This window comes from Duganella alba (genome assembly GCF_009674495.1).
In the GTDB taxonomy this organism is placed as follows: Bacteria; Pseudomonadota; Gammaproteobacteria; order Burkholderiales; family Burkholderiaceae_D; genus Rugamonas; species Rugamonas alba.
In genome coordinates this window covers 1-19,868 of record NZ_WKJN01000055.1, presented here as the reverse complement: position 1 = coordinate 19,868, position 19,868 = coordinate 1, and the positions used below count along the sequence as shown (strand labels likewise).

The following is a 19,868-nucleotide window of genomic DNA, read 5'->3' as shown; positions in this document are numbered from 1 at the left end:
TGGCCGGCAGCAGGCGCGCCACGGCTATGCGCGCGCGGCGGCCGAGGGGCCGCGCGACTACGCGGCGCGGCTGCGGACCATGCCGGCCAGCGCGGAAAAACACGCTGCCATGGAGCAGTTTTTGCACCTGTACGGTCAGCTGATGTATGGCGCCGGCGGGACCGAATCACGCAAGGCGTCGCTGGCGACGCTGAAAACCTTGTTATCCTTATGCCGATGAAGACTTTGATCACCGCCCTGCTGCTGAGCGCAGCCACCGTCAGCCACGCCGCGCCGGTCGACCCTTACGGCTACAAACTGCCGCCGAGCATGCAGAAAAAGAAAAAGGCCGCGGCGCCCAAGAAGAAAGCCGTGCCCGCCATCGACTATGTCGGCGAGTTCGTCAACTTCGGCGACTGGAAAGAGGTGCGCGCCTTCCTCGACGACCTGGCCGCGCGCGACGGCTTCGACCGCGCCGAGCTCGGCGCGCTGATCAACCAGGTGCGCTATGTCGACGCCGCCGTGCAACTGGTCAAGCCGGCGCCGCCCGGCAAGCCGAAGAACTGGCAGGCCTACAGCAAGCTGATGATCGATCCGGTGCGCATCGACGCCGGCGTCAAGTTCTGGAACGACAACGCCGACGCGCTGGCGCGCGCCGAGTCGTTGTACGGCGTGCCGGCCGAAGTACTGGTCGGCATCATCGGCATCGAAACCGTGTACGGCCGCAACACCGGCCGCTTCCGCGTGCTGGACGCCATCACCACCCTGGCGTTTTCCTATCCGGAGGCGCCGCAGCGGCGCGAGCGCATGGAATTCTTCCGCGGCGAGCTGGAGGCGACCTTGCTGTTCGCGCGCCAGGACGGCGTCGACCCGCTGTCGCTGAAAGGCTCGTTTGCCGGCGCCATCGGCATGCCGCAGTTCATGCCGAGCAGCCTGATGAAATATGCGGTGGACTTCGACGGCAGCGGCAAGATCGATCTGCAGAACTCCAGCAGCGACGCCATCGGCAGCGTGGCGGCCTTCCTGGCCGGCCACGGCTGGCAGCGCGCGCAGGGCGGCCCGGTGGTGTACGCGGCCACCGTGTCGCCGAACCGCGCCTGGGAAGGCATGCTGAACCAGGGACTGGCGGCCAAGTACCGCAGCGCCGAGCTGAGCACGGCCGGCGTCACCACCGCCGTGCCGGCGCCGGATCAGTTGTACGGTCTGGTGGACTTGCAGAACGGCGCCGAGCCGACCGAATACTGGCTGGCCAACACCAACTTCTTTGCCATCACGCAGTACAACCGCAGCTACTTCTACGCGATGTCGGTGGTGGAGCTGGGCCGCGCGGTGCGGCTGGCCAGGGCGCCCGCTCCGGCGTCAAGCAACGCTTCAGGGATGTAAGCAAGCGTAAATCGGCTTGTACCGTGCGGTCCGACGCGGTATTGTTTTGTTGACACTTGGAAATATTTTGTACACACTTGCGGTAGGCAGCTGAATTACATAGGCGGCTTTACAACGCAATTGTTATACAACTAACTTTAATCGATACACAAAGTGCGCACGAATGAGGTTAGCACAGAAGTCGGTGTATAATTCTCACACAATGTTGCAGACCGACAACAATACCTTGCGGGAAGAGCTTTTTTGTATTGCTGCTGAGTATTAGATTGCGGAGTGTTGTACAATTGTGTATATATTATGAAACTTGTTATCCTGGAATCCGTGTCCGTGTGTGACTTCTCCTGTTAAGGATTGGACATTGGCGCAGCAAAGCTCCGAGTGTTGTACTTTGCAGGACAACTTTACAGAAGGAAAAGACGACATGACAAACCAAGTCGGCATAGACATGAACAACGATGCGGATGGCGATGATCTGCTGCAGTACAATCCCAACCGCCTGCTCGATACCCTGATCGAGAACCTGCGCCTGAAAAACGACGCAGCCCTGTCGCGCGCGCTGGAAGTGGCGCCGCCGGTGATCAGCAAAATCCGTCACCACCGCCTGCCGGTCGGCGCCTCGCTGCTGATCCGCATGCACGAAGTGAGCGACCTGAGCATCCGCGACCTGCGTTACTTGATGGGCGACCGCCGCAACAAGTTCCGCATCAGCGACAAGCAATTCAAGCCTAAAGAAGGCGAAACCCCAGGCGGCGGCACCAACCAGGGCTGATCCAGCCCCCGTTGTCCCGCCCTGACGCAGCGCCCTCCTCCCTTTGACCAGGGGATGAGGGCGTTGTTGTTTAAACCGGGGTCAGTGCCGACATTCGGACATTTCGCTCGCGAAATGTCCGAATGTCGGCACTGACCCCGGTTGGGGTTTACGCCGGGAAGACGCCGGTCGACAGGTAGCGGTCGCCGCGGTCGCAGACGATGAACACGATGGTGGCGTTTTCCACCGTCTGCGAGATGCGCAGCGCGATCTCGCAGGCGCCGGCCGCCGAAATGCCGCAGAAGATGCCTTCCTCGGCCGCCATGCGGCGCGCCATGCGCTCGGCCGCCGCCTGCGACACCGACTCCACGCGGTCGACCCGCGAACGGTCGTAGATCTTCGGCAGGTACGCTTCCGGCCACTTGCGGATGCCGGGAATCGACGAGCCTTCCTCCGGCTCGGCGCCGATGATCTGGATTGCCGGATTCTGTTCTTTTAAATAGCGCGAGGTGCCCATGATGGTGCCGGTGGTGCCCATGGCGCTGACGAAGTGGGTCACGCGGCCCTCGGTGTCGCGCCAGATCTCCGGCCCGGTGCCCTCGTAGTGGGCGCGGGCGTTGTCCTGGTTGGCGAACTGGTCGAGGATGATGCCCTTGCCGTCCTTCTGCAGCTGCTCGGCCATGTCGCGCGCGTACTCCATGCCGCCGGTCTTCGGCGTCAGCAGGATCTGGGCGCCGTAGGCGGCCATGCTCTGGCGCCGCTCGACCGACAGGTTTTCCGGCATCAGCAGCAGCATCTTGTAGCCGCGGATGGTGGCCGCCATCGCCAGCGCGATGCCGGTGTTGCCGCTGGTCGCCTCGATCAGCGTGTCGCCCGGCTTGATGTCGCCGCGCTCCTCGGCGCGCAGCAGCATCGACAGCGCGGCGCGGTCCTTGACCGAACCGGCCGGGTTGTTGCCTTCCAGCTTGCCGAGGATGATGTTGTTGCGGGCGGCCGCGTCCGCGCCGGGCAGGCGCGTCAGCTGCACCAGCGGCGTGTTGCCGATCGTATCTTGCAGGGTCTTGTAAGCCATCGTCTTCTTGTTTGAGGTCGCCAAAACAACCATTTTAGCCGAGTTGCCGCAAAGCGGTCCGCTACCCCCTAAGACTTTGGACGGGCGGCCCGGCTTCGGCTAGACTGGCAACATTCGTGCAACCAGCTTCATTACCCCCGAAATCATCATGGCTACCTCCCCCTCCGAACTGCTGCCGGAAGAAACCCCGGACGAACCGACGCCGTCCACCGACACCTTCAACCTGGAGCAGCGCCGCCACCAGATGTTCCCGACCCTGAGCGCGGCCGACATCCGCCACATGCACCGCTTCGGCCACGTGGTGTGCTTCAAGAACGGCGAGATGATCTTCGAGGCCGGCAAGACCAGCTTCGGCCTGATGCTGGTGCTCAAGGGCGGCATCGAAGTCAACCGCTATGACGGCCTCGGCAACACCTCGTATGTGACCACGCACCAGCGCGGCCAGTTCAGCGGCGAGGTGGCGCAGCTGTCGGGCCGGCCGGCGCTGGGCAACGGCCACGCCGACGGCGACGTCGAAGTGCTGGTGGTGCCGTCCGAATCGCTGCGCCAGCTGCTGGTGGCGCATGCCGAGCTGGGCGAGCGCATCGTGCGCGCGCTGATCCTGCGCCGCGTCGGCCTGATCGAGCAGGCTTCGGGCGGCCCGGTGATCGTCGGCCTGCGCGGCCACGGCCGCATCCACACGCTGCAAACTTTCCTGCAGGCTAACGGCTATCCGCACCTGGTGCTGGACCCGGAACATGACCAGCAGGCCGCCGACCTGATGGCGCATTATCAGCCGGTGGCCGACGAGCTGCCGCTGGTGGTGTGCCCGGACGGCGCCGTCAAGAAGAACCCGACCGTGGTCGAGATCGGCCGCTGCCTCGGCATGCTGCCCGAGCTCGATACCGACAAGGTGTGGGACGTGATCGTGGTCGGCGCCGGTCCGGCCGGGCTGGCGACGGCGGTGTACGCGGCGTCCGAAGGCCTGTCGGTGCTGGCGCTGGAAACGCGCGCCTACGGCGGCCAGGCCGGCGCCAGCGCGCGCATCGAAAACTACCTGGGCTTCCCGACCGGCGTTTCCGGCCGCGCGCTGGCCGGCCGCGCCTACGTGCAGGCGATGAAGTTCGGCGTCGAGGTGGCGATTCCGGCCCCGGCCGGCCGCCTGGTGTGCGACACCTACCCGCTGCAGGTGGAAATGTGCGGCAGCCTGCAAATGCTCAAGGCCAAGACCGTGGTGCTGTCCTGCGGCGCGCGCTACCGCCGGCCGTCGCTGGCCAACCTGAAACAGTTCGAGGGCAAGGGCGTGTACTACTGGGCTTCGCCGGTGGAAGCCAAGCTGTGCAAGACGGAAGAGATCATCCTGGTCGGCGGCGGCAACTCGGCCGGTCAGGCGGCGGTGTTCCTGTCGGGCTACGCGTCCAAGGTGCACATGCTGATCCGCAAGGAGAGCCTGTCGTCCACCATGTCCAGCTACCTGATCGAGCGCATCCAGGCCACGCCGAATATCGAACTGCACACCTGCACCGAAATCGTCGCGCTCGAAGGCGACGAGGACGGCCTCAAGCAGGTGCGCGTGCGCAATGCCAAGACCGACGAGGAATGCGACTACGACGTCTGCCGCGTGTTCCTGTTCATCGGCGCCGATCCGAACACCGGCTGGCTGGCCGACTGCGGCGTCGACGTCGACGCCAACGGCTTTATCCGCACCGGCTTCGATGTCACCAAGTCGCAGTGCAAGGCCAACTTCGCCAACGGCGTCTATCCGCGCGACCTGCCGTCGCGGGCGGCGCTGGAGACCAGCGTGCCGGGCGTGTTTGCCATCGGCGACGTGCGCGCCACCTCCACCAAGCGCGTGGCGGCGGCGGTGGGCGAAGGCGCGGCGGTGGTGTCGCAGATCCACCAGTTCCTGGCCAACCTGCCGGCGGACAAGCTAGTCAAGGTCTAACCGCTGGCGCAGGAAAACCAGGCGCCGCGCCGGATGCAATTCCGGCCGGCGGTCTGCCGCGCGCCAGCAAGGCTTTGAAGGCCCGCGTTCTGACTGCGGCAACGTGCGAGCGCGCAGCGCTGCGGTAGGCGGCGTGGTGCAACACCTCCGCCGACGAGTATGCCGCGTCCGCAGCCCCGTCAACTTGCCTAAAAACAAGCCGAGGATATACATAGGGGATAGATATTCCGCCTCCTTCTGTAGACGTCTCTATTTCGGTGTTCTGCTTTTGTCTGTTTTTATATGTTTTGAACTCCCCGCTCTGCGGCCGGTCTAACAGATAGAAACAGAAAACAATAGAACGAACCAGAAAGGAGAACCAGCATGAATGCCTCAGGGACCCGCAACATACCACCCCCACCTATACTCCCGGCAATAGTTTATGACGAGCTCCGCAGTTATCTGCGCGAGAGCGGGAGCACCTTGTCGCCCAGCGAAGCGCTGATTAAAGCCGTGCAGTGCTGGATCGCCAAGGGCCGCGCGGACGCCATCCCCGCGCGCGGCTATCAGTGGAAGCAGCTGTTCCTGCCGGAGGGCACACGCTTGCGGATGCGCTTCAACGAACGCTGGTACGCCGCCGCCATCGTTGGCGACAACCTTGTTTACAACGGCAAGCCCGTCTCACCCAACCAGATGGTGGTGAAGGTCGCAGGCGACGGCCGCAATGCCTGGAATGAAATCTGGGTGCTGCTGCCCGGCCACAAACAATGGGCCAATGCCGCGCTACTGCGCGCGCAGTTGATGAAGCAGACCGCGAAAGTCCCGCCCACGGCTGCCGAAGCCATGAGCATCGCCGCCAAGGCCATGAGCGATGCCCTCAGCACCGCGTTGACGCTGGTGGCGCATGCCAACGATCAGGCGAAAAACACGCTGGAACGCCGCCTGCCCAAATACCGCCGCGCCTGGGACCAGCTGGAGGATGTGGAATAGCGCTACAGCCCCTGCTGCTTCAGCGCCTCGATTTCGACATCGCCATCGTCAACCAGCCGCTCCCAGCCGGGAAACTTGCCCAGTCCCTGGCTGCGGGCGATCGACAGCAGCAGGCTCTGTCCGGCCACCGATTTTTCCGGCGGCTGCTGGTACACCGGATCGGCAAACGCCAGCGCCGGGGTGGTGATGGTCCAGCCCATGTCCTTGAACTGCTGGATCGCATCCTTCAGCCACAGCGCGTTGATCAGGTTATGGTGCATCAGGATCACCTGCGGAATATCGCGCCCTTCCAGCTGCCGCGACAGATCGCGATAGGCCAGCGCACGCTGGCGGATGTGGGACAGATACGCCAGCCTGATCGGCGCCAGATCGGCCTGCGGATTCTTCTCCAGCACCTGCACCAGCTTCTCGTCCAGCCGCCAGTCGCTGGTGTCCAGGCTGACGTAGGCGTTGCGGTAGCCGGTCTGTTTGAGGAAGGCGCGCATGCCGTCGCGCTTCTCCGGCGTGTTCCCTTCGCGCAGGAAGGTGAAGCGGAACCATTTCTGGTAGCCCGGCAGCGTCGACGTGATCTTGTCGCAGTCCGTGATCTCCTGCTGGTACTGCGCCAGCGTGACCTTGGCGCTGTTCAGATCCAGATGTGTCATCGTATGGTTGCCGACCGCATGACCGGCGCGGCCCCATGCCTGCGCCAGCGCATAACCGGCCGGCTGATTGGCGCCGTTGTCGCAGGTGACGAACAGCGCCGCCGACACCTGCTGCGCCGCCAGCGCGTCGAGCAAGGCCTGGTTGCGCTGCTGCGGCGACAGCAACGGCGTCTGCGCCACGCGCGGGCCGTCGTCAAAGGTAAAAGCGACCGATTGCGCCTGCGCGCCGGCGCTCAACACCAGCAGTAACGCACCAAGGATGCTTTTCATATCGTGATTCCCAGGCGTCGCAGCTGCGCGGCTTGATAAGCGCCGAAGGCGTCGTTGAACAGGCAGCGGATCAGCGGATCGTCGACGATGTCGGCATCGGCGGGGGCGCCGTCGATGCGCATGTACATGGAGGTCAGCGATTCGCCCAGCGCCAGCCCGGCGTAGAGCTTCGCCAGCGGAATCTCGGTGGTCCAGGTGGGCGCCTCCTCGTCGTCGGTCAGCGCGATGCTGTCGCCGTGGATGCGGTAGCGGAACTGCTGCACCGCGCCGGCGTGGTCGTACACCGACAGCTGCCACACGCACGGCGTGGCGAAGTAGCTGTCTTCCGACAGTTCCATGTCTGCATAGCGTTCCAGCAGACCGCTGCCGCAGAAGTCCAAAGCCAGCGCGGCCTGCTCCGCCGTCAGCGGCGCGAAGTGGCGCGCGATGTCGGCGGTGGGCGGCGGCACAATGTCGGCATCGTATTCGTAGTCGACGTCCTGCGGACCGGCCGGCAGCACCCACGGCAGCGGCGCGGCCGGCGTCAGCGCGTCGGCCGTCAGCAGCACCGACACCGACGGATTCAGACGCACCACCTGCGCCGACGGCAGCCACGCGCCGATCGCCTGCGCAAACTGGCGATAGGTGATCGGGAACATCGCGTGGTTGTACCACGACCACGGCTCCTGCCGGAACTGGCAGGAACTCGGCACCACGTAGCGCGGCGCCAGCGCCTGCAACTGCTCCGGCCATTCCTCCGGCAGCGCCACCGGCCCGCGTTCGGCGCGCGACGGCGCGATCACATCCACCTCGCGCATGGTCTGGAACGGCCACAGCACCATGTCCCAGGGCGCGTAGGGCTTGAGCTGCTCCAGCGTCTGCGGGTCCATCCACGAATCGACCACGTTCAATACATTCAGCCCTTCGGCGCGGATCTGGAACATGGAGTCGACATCGGCTTCCAGCGCGCGGCGCGGAATCACCTCGAAGGCGCCGACCGTCACCGGCGCATCCACCGCCAGCGCCTGCACGTTGGCAAAGCCCAGCGCGCGCAGCATGGCGAACAGTTCGTCGAACAGGCAATACAGATAAACCGGCGTGGCGCGGTCCAGCAGGTCCAGGCTCTCCATCGAGCAGTGATCGTCGTGGAAGTGCGAGATGAACACCGCGTCCGGCCGCAGCGCGCGGATCTGCGCAGGATCGAAGCGCGTGTCCGGGAATGCGTGGCAGTTCCGGCTGAACGGATTTTCGAAGACCGGGTCGAACAGGATCTGCGTGGCGCCGCTTTCAAAGACGTAGCCGGCGTGAAGGATGCGGGAGATTTTCATAGACCGCATCATCTCATGACCGGCCACGCTTCGTCATCTGGCGCAGTCACAGGCCGGCGGTGTCACCGGCTCGACGAATGGCTTGCCATTCAGCGTCAATGCACGCGCCAGAAAGCTTTGCTGCGGATCGACGCGCACATCCAGCTGCGCGAATGGAAACTCCGCCAATGACTGCCAGCTACCATCGGCACGCCGGAATGTATATTTGGCCATTGGCACGCCATGCTTCATGCCGTAATCCGCGCACGCGATGTCCAGCAGCAGTTGGCCACTATATTCGGTCGCACCAGGCACCTTGCTCTTGCGGCCCTGCCCGTCCCGATAGGTCGCCATCCAGCTTTCGCGCTTAGAGATCAGCGAGCCATGGCGCCCGGTCGGAATCGGCAACGGGAAGCGGTCGTACTTCGACCGCAGGATCAACTTGCTGCCATCCGGCAGCCCGCACTCGACAACATCGGCTTGTTCCGCATACGCCTGGCCTGCGCCAAGTTGATCGGGCCTATCACTGGGTATGGCCGCGCCGACTCGGGACCATCCGCTGGCGTTGCCCAGATAAAGCGTGTTGACGGAGTCGCGATCTCCACCTGTCGACATCGGGGGGCGATGCACGTTCATCGCCGTTCAGATCTATCGTCGTCGCAGGCAGCACCAGTGGTGCAGGCTCGCGAGCGCATTTCATCGTGCGCACACGGCCTCCGCCACCGACTGCACCGGCAGGGCTACTTTGCTGCCGCAATAGTGGGCTTGGAGGAACCGGATTACCATCGCCCGCTCCTGCTCTCCTACGCGGAGCAAGGCATCGAAGCCGCCATGCCAGCGATAGACCACGACATCTTCGGCCCTGGCATCGAGCACATCCTGTGCAAGGGCAAGCGCCGCCACATAGGGCCGCGGTTCGCCGTCGGCAAAAATAAACAGCGGGCTGACGAATCCGCTAACCTCGGCGCCGCCGTCATACGGGACCGGCCGATCGACATCATGCTGATCGATGAACGCCCGGATCGCCTTCGCATTGCCAAACCGGCGCCAGCCGCGCGAACCACCCAGGAAAATAAAATCCTTCATCTGCGGCTGCATCAACTCGACACCGTCACGGTGCGGCGGCTGGGCTGCGGTACTGACCCAGTCACACCAGCCATCACCGTTGATATCGACCTGATGATCGAATGGCGCATTGCCGCCTGTGCTCGCATTCGGATAGGCCAGATCCAGCAGCTTGCCCGGGCTGCCCGCTGGCGGCTGACAGGCGTGCGCCGGCGTCAGCGACAGGACGGCGGCCGGCGCCGCGTAAGCTGGCGCTACGGCCATCAGCATCACTGCAAGTCGCATCAAATATCCAGAAAAAGTCATCCTGAACGCCCCATCAATTTTTATCGGCTGACCGGTCATCGCAGCGAGCTTTGGCGGTCCAGCAGCTTGTAGGTCTGAACAGCGCCGTTCACGCTATTGTTCTGCAACAGCACCGCCGCCGAGTTCTTCAAGACGATCGCCTCCGCCCCCGCGACATGACCGCGTATCGTAATTTTGTTGTTGCGCACCACGCTACCCGCCGCATCTTCCAGGTACAAGGCCACCGGCGGTTCGCCGCCGGGCGACGGCACGCTGGCGGTCAGGATGATCTCGTTATCTTCGAACACCAGGTCCGGCCCATACAAATTCACCGCGCCGTTACCGCCCATAATTTTGCAATGCCGGATGACGTTTCCCCGTCCCTGCATGATGACCGCCACCTCGCGCGCCTCCAGCGTCAGGTTTTCCAGCACAAAGCCGGTCTGCGGATATTCGTCAAGACTGCGCGCCAGCGCCAGCTCATCGACGTGAGCATGCTGGCTGAAACGTTGGTTCTGCCGATTCCAGGCGTACACCATGAAGACCGCCGGCTGCTGGTCGGTCACGATGCGTCCTTGCCGCACCTGGATGGCGAAATTTCTGATCTGACCACCGCCATTGACCCACAGTCCCACCGCCGACGGCGTCGCGCCATGCAACACATGCCGCGCCAGGTCAACCGACACATTGCTGGCATTCACCGTCAACAGTGGCTCGGTCGGTACTGGCTGATGCGGCAGGCGCAGCCACGCGGATGGTTCGGTTTGCTTGAGATCCGCCGCCATGCAGTAGGTTCCCGGCTGGGTCACCAGCACCGACCATCCATGCGCGGCATCGGCCAGCGCCTGGCAGCCACCGTTTTCGGCTTGCGCCACCGCAGAGTGGATAGCTGTCGCCGGCACGTCATTGTCATACGCGATGACCATGCCCGGCCCTGTCGTATTTCCGGCCGCGTCGCCAGCAGCCAACGCAACCAGCAGCATCAGTTTTCCCCGCCCATAAGCATTCATCGCACCGCCTCCACCGAACTTTGCTGATCCAGCAACTGGTATGTCTGCGCACCACCGCGCCGTCGGCATCCTCCAGGTACAAGGCGATCGGCGCCGCGCCTTTTGAGGGACGCAGCCCTGACAACACATGCCCGGCAAGATCGACATCCCCCCTGACCGACAACAACGGGTCCACGGGAGCGGCCTGGTGCGGCAGCTGAAGCCATCCTGGCGCGGTCTGCTTCAGATCCGCCGTCATGCAGCAGCGGCCTGGCGTCCGTGCTTCAACCGCCCAACCATGAATGCTGTCTTTCAAAGGCAGGCAATCTTCGCCCGCTGCACGGGCAGCGTTGAACGCAATTATTGTTGCAGCAAACACGGCGGCAAATGGAGCAACGGTCTTCATTTCAGACGCCGTAATCGCGCTCCCATCGTGTTGTTGAGAATCTGGCTGTTCGGCCCCGCCATGACGACCGCCGCATCGCCGTCACTCTCGATCACGCCGTTGCGCACCGTCACGTTGCGGCTGCTTGTCCCGTATTCAACACCGCCGCGCTCCGCCTGTCCCCGATTGGCCGCTGCCGCCAGATACACGCCATGGGAACGCGCCGCCGTATGCAGCGTATGCTGCTGCAAGTCGATCGTCACGTCGCCGCCGTTCACGGCAAGCAGGTCATGACCATAGCGCGGTCCGCTATGGCCGCCGCCGGAGAGCTGCAGCTGTCGAAAATCCTGCACTGCGCAATAGCGTCCCGGACGGGCCACCATAGCATCCTGATCGGCGCCGCTGCGCGGCGCCAAGGGCAGGCAGGCCACGGCCGCCGGCTGCGCTGCGGCAGGCTGGGCGGCATCGGCGCTGGTTGACAGCGCAAACAGGAGCAATGTCCCCCCGTACAACGGCAAATGGCCTGCGCTTCCCGCTGACATCAATCGTCCTTCATCACAGCTTGAAAGCGTCAATGTAATGCCGGCACCCCACACACATATTCACCAATTATCACAATTTAAATATTTATAAAAAATTATGCGCCATACGGCAATAGGTGACGCTCTGTCCGCATCGTCATGGCGCAGCCCTGGCCTGCTCGACATACGGCTGATAGATATCGATCAGCTTGCGGCTGCGCGGCACATGGAACAGCAATTCGACTTCCATGCAGCGCCTGGTTCCCGCATAGCTGGCAAATTGCTTGCCAATCGCATTTTAAAAATGATGTGCTCATCCTTGAGTTTTTTCTTCTGCTGACGATCAATCAGAATCAGCTGCGGTGGATAGCGGAAGTCCGGAGTTGGCATAACTATGCTCGCCGCCTTCCAGACCAAGCGGGTCGGGGTCAGGTAGCGGCCCTGTTGTGGATCGTAATAGCGGTGGATGTTGTAGCACAGGCCGGTCTCGGCGTTCGCATACTGCCCGGCCATGCGCAAGTTCATTTCCACGCTATGGGTGTCGCCCAGGGTGACGCGCAGCAGCGGTGCCTGACGCACATTGCCAAAGACATCGAAGTCCTGCCCCCCGCCGCTGATCGTCGGTCACGGCCAGCGGCAGGCCGCGCTGGTCGACATGCACCGCATACAGGCTGCCTGTCTGCGCCGCGCCCTCGGCCTGCAGCAGCACCGGACGACCATTGATATACAGGTGCTGCCGCAGCCATTCACCGTTCTGGTCGGCTTCGGCCACCAGCTGGTGCACCGCATCGTACACGTAATACGTGGTCCTGCCGCGCACGGTCTTGGCGAGATGGTTGCCTAGCGCATCGTAACGGTAGCTGGCCTGGCGCACTTCGGACATAGCGCACGATCTCCAGTCCCAGCACACCGCGCAGCGCCGGCATGTCTTCCTCGCGCGGGTACTTGCTGCCATTGATGACGTTGATCGGATTGCCGACGCCCAGATTGACGCTCAGGCCCAATGACTGCCCGGCCGGCGACGCGGCAGCGGCGTTGCAGGTGGCGCCGGGCAACTCCGGACAGGCGCTAACAGGGCCGGTGGCGCACACGCCGGCCAGCGCCAGCAGGCAATGCAGCGCCGCCGTGCAGCGCTGAAGAAATAGGCTGTTCTTCATGAGTTCTTCTTTGAAAATCGCCGACGATGCCATCGGCCGCGCATGTATTCAGGGGGCTAGTCGCCGACAGCAGGTACCGTGCGGTTATCGCGCGCGCGGCTGCTGCTGCCGGCCGTCGTTACTGCCGCGTCAATGCCGTCGACGTAGGTATTTTTCTCGATCAGCACCTCCTTGCTGTTATTGCCGAGGTAAATGCTGCGCCGCGTGGCCGATTTGCCTTTGACCTCGATGCGGTTGCCCTGGATCACGCTGCCTGCACCGTCGTGCAATACGATGGCGGCCCGGGCCTGCGTCCGCGCCGCCGGGGTCTTGGACAGCAAGCCGATAACATCGCTCCCTTCACTGGCCTTGGTCCAGGTCGGAACCAGCGGATTGCCCAGCACGATAGTGTTGTTGAGAATCTGGCTATTCGCTCCCGCCATGACGACCGCCGCATCGCCGTCGCTCTCGATCACGCAGTTACGGACAATATTGCCATCACCCTCCAGCCGGATGCCGACGTTGTCGGTCCTGATGGTCAGGTTCTCCAGCACGTAGCGCGTTTTCTGATACGCCGGCACGGCGGGTGCGGCAAAAAGATCTTCGGAGCGCCAAACATCAACCAGCCGCACGCCGGTGCCGGTGCCGCGCAAATCAATCACGCCATTACGCACCGTCACGTTGCGGTTGCTCGCCCCGAATGTGGCGCCGCTGCGTTCGGCCTGGCCCCGGTTCGCCGCTGCCGCCAGATACACGCCATGGGAGCGCGCCGCCGTATGCAGCGTGTGCTGTTGCAAGTCGATCGTCACGTCGCCACCGTCGACGACAATCAGCGCATGGCCATAGCGCGGTCCACTATGGCCGCCGCCGGACAGCTGAGGTTGGCGGAAATCCTGGACCACGCAATAGCGTCCCGGCCCCGTGATCGCCGCCTCTTGATCGGCGTTGCTGCGTGGCATCAGCGGCTGACAGCCGCTGCTCTCCGGCCGCGTGGCGGCCGGCCCCGTCACCTGCGCATGGACCGACAGCGCGATCAGCAGGCAGACGCCCCAGCACAGGCGCCCGCTCATGGCAACGGCGCCGCCCCTTGCGGCAGTATCGTGCCGATATAATCGGCTGGTTTCAGGTTGTTCAACGCCTGGCCGCGGTTCGCGGCCCCGTCCTCAGCTTTGTACCCGTGTGCACCGCCTTCGGCCAGGTCGATGCCGGCATAGCCCAAGGTTTTCAAGCCTTTATTCAAGATCGCAATCTTGTCATCGAAATTCGCGCTGCTGTCATGCGCCTGGAACTCATTAAACGTGGTCAGGGTGTAGGCCAGCGCCGACCACGAATATTGCTGGTTCTGCGGGTTACTGTACGCTTTGATTTTTTGGAACACCTCCTTCTCCATTTCCAGCGTGCGGGCGGCATTGTTGTTCCACCAGCCGAAACCCAGCAGACTGCCGGAAAAATGGTTGTAGGTGTAGTCCGGATTCTCGCCGCCCGCGCCGTGGCCGATGCCGAGCATCAGCTGCGTCGCGTCATACGCCTCGTTCTCCTGGTCGCGGTGCGCAAACGAATCTTCGAACGTATGCAGATACTCGCCGAACAGCTGTATGCTGGAATTGCAGTTGGCGTTCGGATCGGTCTTGGCAAATTGCGAGGCGTTCAATAAGCGCGTCAACTGCGGACTCGAGGGATTGAGTATCCTGCGATCTATATAGCTTTGAAGGTCGTGCCCGGTAAGCAGGTGCGCGGCCGCTTCCAACGTGGTGCGATCAGGCTCGTAGCCGGCCATGACGAAGTGGTAGCGCAGCAGCGCCGGTTTGTTGACGAACACACTGTCAACGTAATCCCACGGTGTGTTAATCGGTTTCATCGGCCTGGTTACCTCATTGTCGTCAATGTACTGGGTGGCCAGCGCGATGCGCCGGGCAACGTCCTTGTCCACCCCAGCTGCCACCGCCAGGAAAAAAGTGGTGTAGTAATGGACGTCGATCTGGTACAGGCCCAGCGGATCGACGTTGCTCAGTGGATTGCTGTCGGCGTAGGCGTAGGGATTGGCGCCACCGTCCAACCCCATCGGGTCCGGCGTCGTGTAGCGACCGGTTTGCGGATCGTAATCACGCGCGTAGTTGTAATGCAGGCCGGTGGCGCTGTCATACACCTGCCCCGGCAGGCGCAATGTCAACTCGAAGGGCTTGCCATTGTCATGCATGGCGGCATAGCGCACCTGCGCCAGGCCATATGGCGTGGTGTCGGCCTGCCACACTACTTGTTGCCGGTCATCCGTCACCAGTTGCGGCACCCCCAGGTGGTCGCTGTGGATGGCATAGATGTGGGGGGTCGCCTCGCCGGCCGGGTCGGCGCGCAGGCCGCCCAGCGTGACCAGGCTGCGCCAGGCCCGGCGCCATCGCCCACTGACCGGCGCCATCTCAACCTTGGCGATGGCCTTGCCGCCCAAATAAATATAGTGGGCCGTGACCCGTCCCTGTTCATCCGTCTCGGCTGCCAGACGCTGTTCGCGGAACAGGCTGTAGGTGGTGCGGCTCCGCCCCTCTTGCCACACGGTGCGCGCGATCCGTTCACCCTGACTGTTGTAGCGGTACCGCGCCACCCACTGCGCGCCATCATATACGACCAGCGGCCGCCCGCCGCTGCCATACTCGATACGGCGTGCGCCAGCCCGCAGCGCTGTCGTGCCCGCGTCGGCACGAACCAGCATCATTTGCGCCAGGGGAATGCCGGCGCCGTGATACAGCCAGGCCGCCTGCTGCAACCGGCCCGGTTCGGCGGCGCCGTCGAATGGACCGCGCGAGGCCGTGTCCGCCTCGGCAGCCGCGTTGCCGTCGATGGCGTTCAGACGATTGGTGCCGCGGACGTAACGGTAGGCCTGCGTGCTGGCCGTCCCCGCCGCCGGCGTGGTGACTTGCTCGGTGCGGTTACCGCCCCGGTCATAACGCCACTGCACGCTGGCGCCGTCAGCTTGCGTGACGCTCAGCAAGCGATCCAGATGATCGTACGCATAATACGCCGCACGCGGCACGGAACCGGCCACGCTGCGGTCGATACCAAGCAGCCGCCCTCCTGCGTCGTAATGATTTTCCTGCTGGTACACCGTCGATGCGGGGCTCGCCGCAGCAGGCCGCCCTGCCGTCGCCCGCAAGCCGGTAACGCGTTGCGCCTGGTCCAGCACAATCCGCTGACGGATGCCATTGCCCATCACATAGCCGGTGACGCCGCCATGCTGTGACTGCGCAATTTCGCTCACCAGCAACTGATCATCGAACCACATCGCCGTCAGCATGCCGGCGCCGGACTGGCCGGCCGGCGTGTAGCGGTAGTGCAGGCGATGCCCGTCTGGCAACGTCTGGCTCGTCATCCGCCCGGCGTCGTCGTACTCGGTACGGGTCAGAAAACTCAACCCTGCCGCCGGCACGCCGACGCCGCTCACGGGGTCCGGCGCCAGCCAGCGCCACTCGCTGGTCGGCTGTCCCAGAGCATTGCTCTCGTAACGTATGCGCTCGGTGACGTGGGTCAGTTGGCCATCGGCGGTCGTGATCACTTCCGCCAGGCGGCGCCCGCGGTAACGGTATTGCACCAGCGTCGGCATCTGCTCGGTACCTGCAGCGGTCAGCCGTCCGCTGGCGTCATACGTATAGCGCATCACCCCGCCTTGCGGATCAAGCCGCGCCACCAGGCGGCCGGCCGCGTCGTAGCGAAACAGGGTCACGCCCCGGTCCGGATTGGCCTCCATGATCTTGGCACCGAAATCGTCGTAGATGCGCCGTGTCGCCACGCCGTTCGGATCGACATAGCGCGTCAAATGGCCTTGACGGTCATAATCGAACCGGGTACTGGCCGCCTCCGGCGTGCGGGCAGCCGCCACGCTCAAGGCCACCCAGCCATTGTCATCGTATTGAAATTCCGTGTCGATACCCAGTCCGTTGGTCAGCCTGGCCAGCTGTCCCTGCGCAGTGTAGGAAGGGTGGCCGGACGCCGGCTGCGGCGATGCGGCGGCGTCCGCCGGCAAGCGGCTGCCATCGGCCAGAATCCGTTCCAGCAGGTGGCCGTTGACGTCATAACGGAAGGCAGTGGACAGATTGCCCGGCGCGGTCACCTGGGTCAGGCGGCCTTCGCTGTCATAGCGGTAGCGCCAGACCCGGCGCAATACCGGCGTGCCGCCCCCGGCCGATGGCATCCGCGCTGCCTCCAGCGCGACCTGTTCAGGCTGTCCTCGCCAGTTGCGCTGGACCACAATGGTCTGCGCCGTATCGCCGTCCTCGGTGCGCACGCGTAACGGCCGCAACGCGGCGTCGCGCTCCAGCACTTGCGTGACCACATCGCCGACCGCGACGGAGCGGACCAGCAGCCCGGTGACCGGATCGTACTCCGCCTGCGTGATATCACTGTTGCCTGGGCTGGCCGGGCCCGGCGCGTTGGGCAACGGCCCATCAATCTGTACCAGCTGGCCGCGCGTGTTGTAGCGGTAACTGGTGGTACGGCTGATCGCCAGCAGCGCCTTACCGTCGTAAGCTGGGATAAAGCCCGCATCGGTGGTGCTCACAGGCCGCTGCTCCCGGTCGAACACGACACGCGTGACCACTTCCTTGCCGGCCGCCACGCTGGGCCGGGCAATCAGGGACGGTACGGTGGCGCTGCCCGCATACGCATAGCGCACCTGGAGTTGCGGCGGTCCTGCCTTGCCGTTGCGGTACACCACGCGGCTGCGCCGCATGGTACGCCCCTGCTCGTCCAGTTCACTCAAGCTGCCCTCGACCGGCACGCCGTTGGCGTCAAGCTGCATGGTTTCCACCAGGCGCCCCAGCTGGTCGTAGCGGTAGCGTTGATTCGGGGTACCGCACAAGGAACAACCGGCGCCGCGTACTTCGGTCAGACGGAAATCGCCGGCCGCACCGGCGTAGCGGTAGGTGGTCGTCTGTCCCTGGCCGTTGGTGATGGTGGTCAGGCCGGGACGGTCGTACGTCAGCATGACCTTGTCGGCGCCCGCTGCGTGGACCGACAGAATGCCCTTGCCGGCGGCGTTATAGCCAAACGTGGCGTAGCGGCTGGTGGTGGGCCCGTCCTCGATGCTGATGCCGGTCAACAAGGTCGGATGCAATGGATCTTCGTAATGGTATTGCCGTCCCTGTCCTGCCGCCGGGTAGCGCACGCGCACCAGGTTGGCCAGGACGTCACGTGCGCCCAGCACGCTGCCCTTGGGCGGCGCACTGCCGTATTCATAGGTAAACCGGCCCACCGGCGTATCGATGCTCTGCACGCCGCGGTAGCGGTCATCGCGTGCCGCGCTGGCACGGTCCAGGTAATGCAGATGGAGGCTGCGCCCCTGCGGATCGGTCACCCGCATCAGGGGCCCGCGCGGATCGTAGAGCAAACTGGTGATCTCGCCGGTGGCGGCCTTGATCTGCACCAGTTGGCCCAAATGATTGAAGCTCAACTCGCGGCCATCGGTCCAGCGCCACAGATATTCATCGCCGCGTCCGCCCCGCCGCACTGAGATCGCGCCGCGCGCCGGGTTGTCCGTGGTGGCCAGCGATGGCTTGAGCGCATCGCGCACAAACACCACCGAGGCGCCATCGGCCTGCAGCACTTCGATCGCCCGCGGCGAAGCCACCAGCCGGGTCTCATAGGACAGCCGCCAGCCGCGCCCGATACGTCCGGTCCAGGTGCCTGGGCTGCTGTGGCCGCTGTTGTAATGGCGCACCAGCTCCAGCCCCATCACCCCGGGCAACGCCGCCATGTCCTCTTCGCGCTGGTACTTGTTGCCATTGATGACGTTGATCGGATTGCCGACGCCGATATTCGCGCTCACCCCCAGCGGCTGGCTGGCCGGCGCGGCGCCGGCGTTGCAGGTGGGGCCCGGCGTTTCCGGACAGGCCAGCACGCCGCCGGCGACGGCGACCAGTGCCGCCGCTGCCAGCAGCCGGGATAAGGCGGGCCACCACGGCCCTGAAGGTAGTATGGTGTTCATCGTCATCAGCTGTGTGGTGTCAGTTCGATCGTCACGCGCCGGTCCGGCGCATAGCAGGCTTTCAGGTCGTCGCCGGTCTTGTTCTTGCAGTCGTCCGGATTGACCTTCGGACTGGTCGCGCCCTTGCCCCGCACCACCGGCACATCCATCACCTTGAGTCCCAGTTGATTCAGGTACAGCGCGACAGCGTCGGCGCGGCGTTGTGACAGGTCGATGTTGTAGGCATCGTTGCCGAGCGGATCGGTATAGCCGTTGATCACCACCTTGTCGAAAGTCTTGTTCAGATACGGCGCCATGAACTGGGCCAGATTCGACTTGCCGGTGGGACTGAGCGTAGCCGAATCGAAGTCGAACAAGGCATCGGCGCTCATCTCGGCCTTGACCGGCACCTCGCAAGCACCGCCACCGCCACCCGGATCGGGGTCGCTGGGCAGGTCACAGCCGGTCGGATTGCTCGACTCCGAACACGGTTGCGTCGGATTGGTCGGCGTGGTCGGCGGCTCGCCCGGGTCGACCGGATTGCCGCCGTTGCCGCTGCCCGGCGACGACACCGGATGGTCCGGCTCGATCGCGTCGGACTGCATCTGCATGGTCACGTTGGTGACCACCGGGATCAGGCCCTTCTGGATCAGCGCCGAGCGGTTGGCGTCGCTGCCGGTATCCAGGTATTTCAGGTAGGCGGTGTAGATGCTGCCCACCACCGGCACTGCCGGCTTGATGCCCTGCATGATGCGCAGCTTGATCAGGTTGGCGTCCTGGCGGCTCTCGCCCGAATTGGCGCGTACCGCGTCCGTGCTCAGGCCCAGGCCGCGATTGGAGATCACCCGCTTGCCCTTGGTGTCGAGCAGGGTCTGCAGCTTTTCATCATTCCAGTCCTCGAACGCCTCCTTGGTCGGATTCAGCATTTCGATGTAGGCGCCGGGCCCATCCTTGCCGTTGACCGCCTCGGTGGCGTTGGCCAGCGATTTGGCCAGTTCGGCCGGCGTGCTGCCGCCACCATACATCGGCACCAGGCCCTGGATGTAGGCTTGCTTGATGGCGTCGATGCTGGCGTTGCCCACGCTGCCGGCGCGCGCCGCCAGGAAGGCAGCATGGTTGACCTGGTTCTTGGCAAAGAACAGTGAACTGTATTGCGCCGCGCTCAGGCCGAGCACTGTCAGCACGGGCGCCACCACGGCCAGCTCGACAATCGCGGCGCCATACAGTTCACTGTTCTTTGCCAAGAACCAGGTCAACCATGC

General features: G+C 64.1%; 17 protein-coding genes and 1 pseudogene. 6 read left to right on the top strand and 12 right to left on the bottom strand.

Translation table 11 applies throughout. The features are described 5' to 3' along the window. The 3 genes from GJ695_RS28285 to GJ695_RS28275 all read left to right on the top strand — a co-directional run. Positions 1-220 (top strand): DUF4129 domain-containing protein (locus tag GJ695_RS28285; RefSeq protein ID WP_154370437.1); only part of this gene is annotated, 220 nt, incomplete at its 5' end. Further along, entirely contained in the window at positions 211-1,362 is a 1,152-nt protein-coding gene (gene mltB, locus GJ695_RS28280) for a lytic murein transglycosylase B (RefSeq protein ID WP_154370436.1), read from the top strand. The genes GJ695_RS28285 and mltB, both read left to right, overlap by 10 nt. Positions 1,363-1,783: 421 nt before the next feature. Continuing rightward, a complete protein-coding gene (locus GJ695_RS28275) occupies positions 1,784-2,131 on the top strand; it encodes a hypothetical protein (protein WP_154370435.1) in 348 nt (115 codons plus the stop codon). 148 nt (positions 2,132-2,279) lie between these two features. Here GJ695_RS28275 and cysM read toward each other — a convergent pair whose 3' ends face one another. Continuing rightward, on the bottom strand, positions 2,280-3,182 hold the full coding sequence (gene cysM, locus GJ695_RS28270; RefSeq protein ID WP_154360445.1) for a cysteine synthase CysM: 903 nt from the start codon (positions 3,180-3,182) through the stop codon (positions 2,280-2,282). A gap of 148 nt (positions 3,183-3,330) precedes the next feature. Here cysM and GJ695_RS28265 point away from each other — a divergent pair, with 148 nt between their 5' ends. Together GJ695_RS28265 and GJ695_RS28260 are read left to right on the top strand one after the other, a co-directional pair. Further along, complete coding sequence (locus tag GJ695_RS28265; RefSeq protein ID WP_154370434.1) at positions 3,331-5,106, top strand: FAD-dependent oxidoreductase; 1,776 nt, start codon at positions 3,331-3,333, stop codon at positions 5,104-5,106. Between the two features lie 462 nt (positions 5,107-5,568). Beyond that, complete coding sequence (locus GJ695_RS28260; RefSeq protein WP_229260675.1) at positions 5,569-6,075, top strand: hypothetical protein; 507 nt, start codon at positions 5,569-5,571, stop codon at positions 6,073-6,075. Positions 6,076-6,077: 2 nt separating this feature from the next. Here GJ695_RS28260 and GJ695_RS28255 read toward each other — a convergent pair whose 3' ends face one another. From GJ695_RS28255 to GJ695_RS28220, 8 genes and pseudogenes are all read right to left on the bottom strand, one after another. Beyond that, on the bottom strand, positions 6,078-6,989 hold the full coding sequence (locus tag GJ695_RS28255) for a polysaccharide deacetylase family protein (RefSeq protein ID WP_154370432.1): 912 nt from the start codon (positions 6,987-6,989) through the stop codon (positions 6,078-6,080). Beyond that, entirely contained in the window at positions 6,986-8,296 is a 1,311-nt protein-coding gene (locus GJ695_RS28250; protein WP_154370431.1) for an MBL fold metallo-hydrolase, read from the bottom strand. The genes GJ695_RS28255 and GJ695_RS28250 overlap by 4 nt, the downstream gene beginning before the upstream one ends. 33 nt (positions 8,297-8,329) lie before the next feature. Next, complete coding sequence (locus GJ695_RS28245) at positions 8,330-8,911, bottom strand: hypothetical protein (protein ID WP_154370430.1); 582 nt, start codon at positions 8,909-8,911, stop codon at positions 8,330-8,332. A gap of 60 nt (positions 8,912-8,971) precedes the next feature. Beyond that, the gene (locus GJ695_RS28240) at positions 8,972-9,685 is read right to left on the bottom strand and encodes a hypothetical protein (protein ID WP_154370429.1); all 714 of its coding nucleotides are present in this window, start codon (positions 9,683-9,685) and stop codon (positions 8,972-8,974) included. Next, entirely contained in the window at positions 9,682-10,608 is a 927-nt protein-coding gene (locus tag GJ695_RS28235; RefSeq protein WP_154370428.1) for a right-handed parallel beta-helix repeat-containing protein, read from the bottom strand. The genes GJ695_RS28240 and GJ695_RS28235 overlap by 4 nt, the downstream gene beginning before the upstream one ends. Before the next feature lie 408 nt (positions 10,609-11,016). Then, complete coding sequence (locus tag GJ695_RS28230) at positions 11,017-11,496, bottom strand: hypothetical protein (RefSeq protein ID WP_154370427.1); 480 nt, start codon at positions 11,494-11,496, stop codon at positions 11,017-11,019. 507 nt (positions 11,497-12,003) lie between these two features. Next, a pseudogene (locus GJ695_RS30665) lies at positions 12,004-12,051 on the bottom strand (hypothetical protein); the annotation flags it as partial. A gap of 1 nt (position 12,052) precedes the next feature. Continuing rightward, the gene (locus GJ695_RS28220; RefSeq protein WP_154370425.1) at positions 12,053-12,403 is read right to left on the bottom strand and encodes a hypothetical protein; all 351 of its coding nucleotides are present in this window, start codon (positions 12,401-12,403) and stop codon (positions 12,053-12,055) included. 74 nt (positions 12,404-12,477) lie between these two features. On the opposite strand from GJ695_RS28220, the gene GJ695_RS28215 reads away from it, so the two are divergent. Then, positions 12,478-12,657 carry a hypothetical protein gene (locus GJ695_RS28215; protein ID WP_154370424.1) on the top strand — a complete coding sequence of 60 codons (180 nt, stop codon included), beginning with the start codon at positions 12,478-12,480 and terminating at the stop codon, positions 12,655-12,657. Positions 12,658-12,733: 76 nt separating this feature from the next. On the opposite strand, the gene GJ695_RS28210 is transcribed toward GJ695_RS28215, so the two are convergent. From GJ695_RS28210 to GJ695_RS28200, 3 genes are all read right to left on the bottom strand, one after another. Next, the gene (locus tag GJ695_RS28210; RefSeq protein WP_154370423.1) at positions 12,734-13,726 is read right to left on the bottom strand and encodes a right-handed parallel beta-helix repeat-containing protein; all 993 of its coding nucleotides are present in this window, start codon (positions 13,724-13,726) and stop codon (positions 12,734-12,736) included. Then, on the bottom strand, positions 13,723-18,633 hold the full coding sequence (locus GJ695_RS28205) for a DUF6765 family protein (RefSeq protein WP_154370422.1): 4,911 nt from the start codon (positions 18,631-18,633) through the stop codon (positions 13,723-13,725). Before GJ695_RS28205 ends, GJ695_RS28210 begins: the two co-directional genes overlap by 4 nt. Then, positions 18,633-19,868, bottom strand: a 1,236-nt coding sequence (locus tag GJ695_RS28200; protein ID WP_154370421.1) for an OmpA family protein, incomplete at its 5' end; no start/stop codon positions are given. The genes GJ695_RS28200 and GJ695_RS28205, both read right to left, overlap by 1 nt.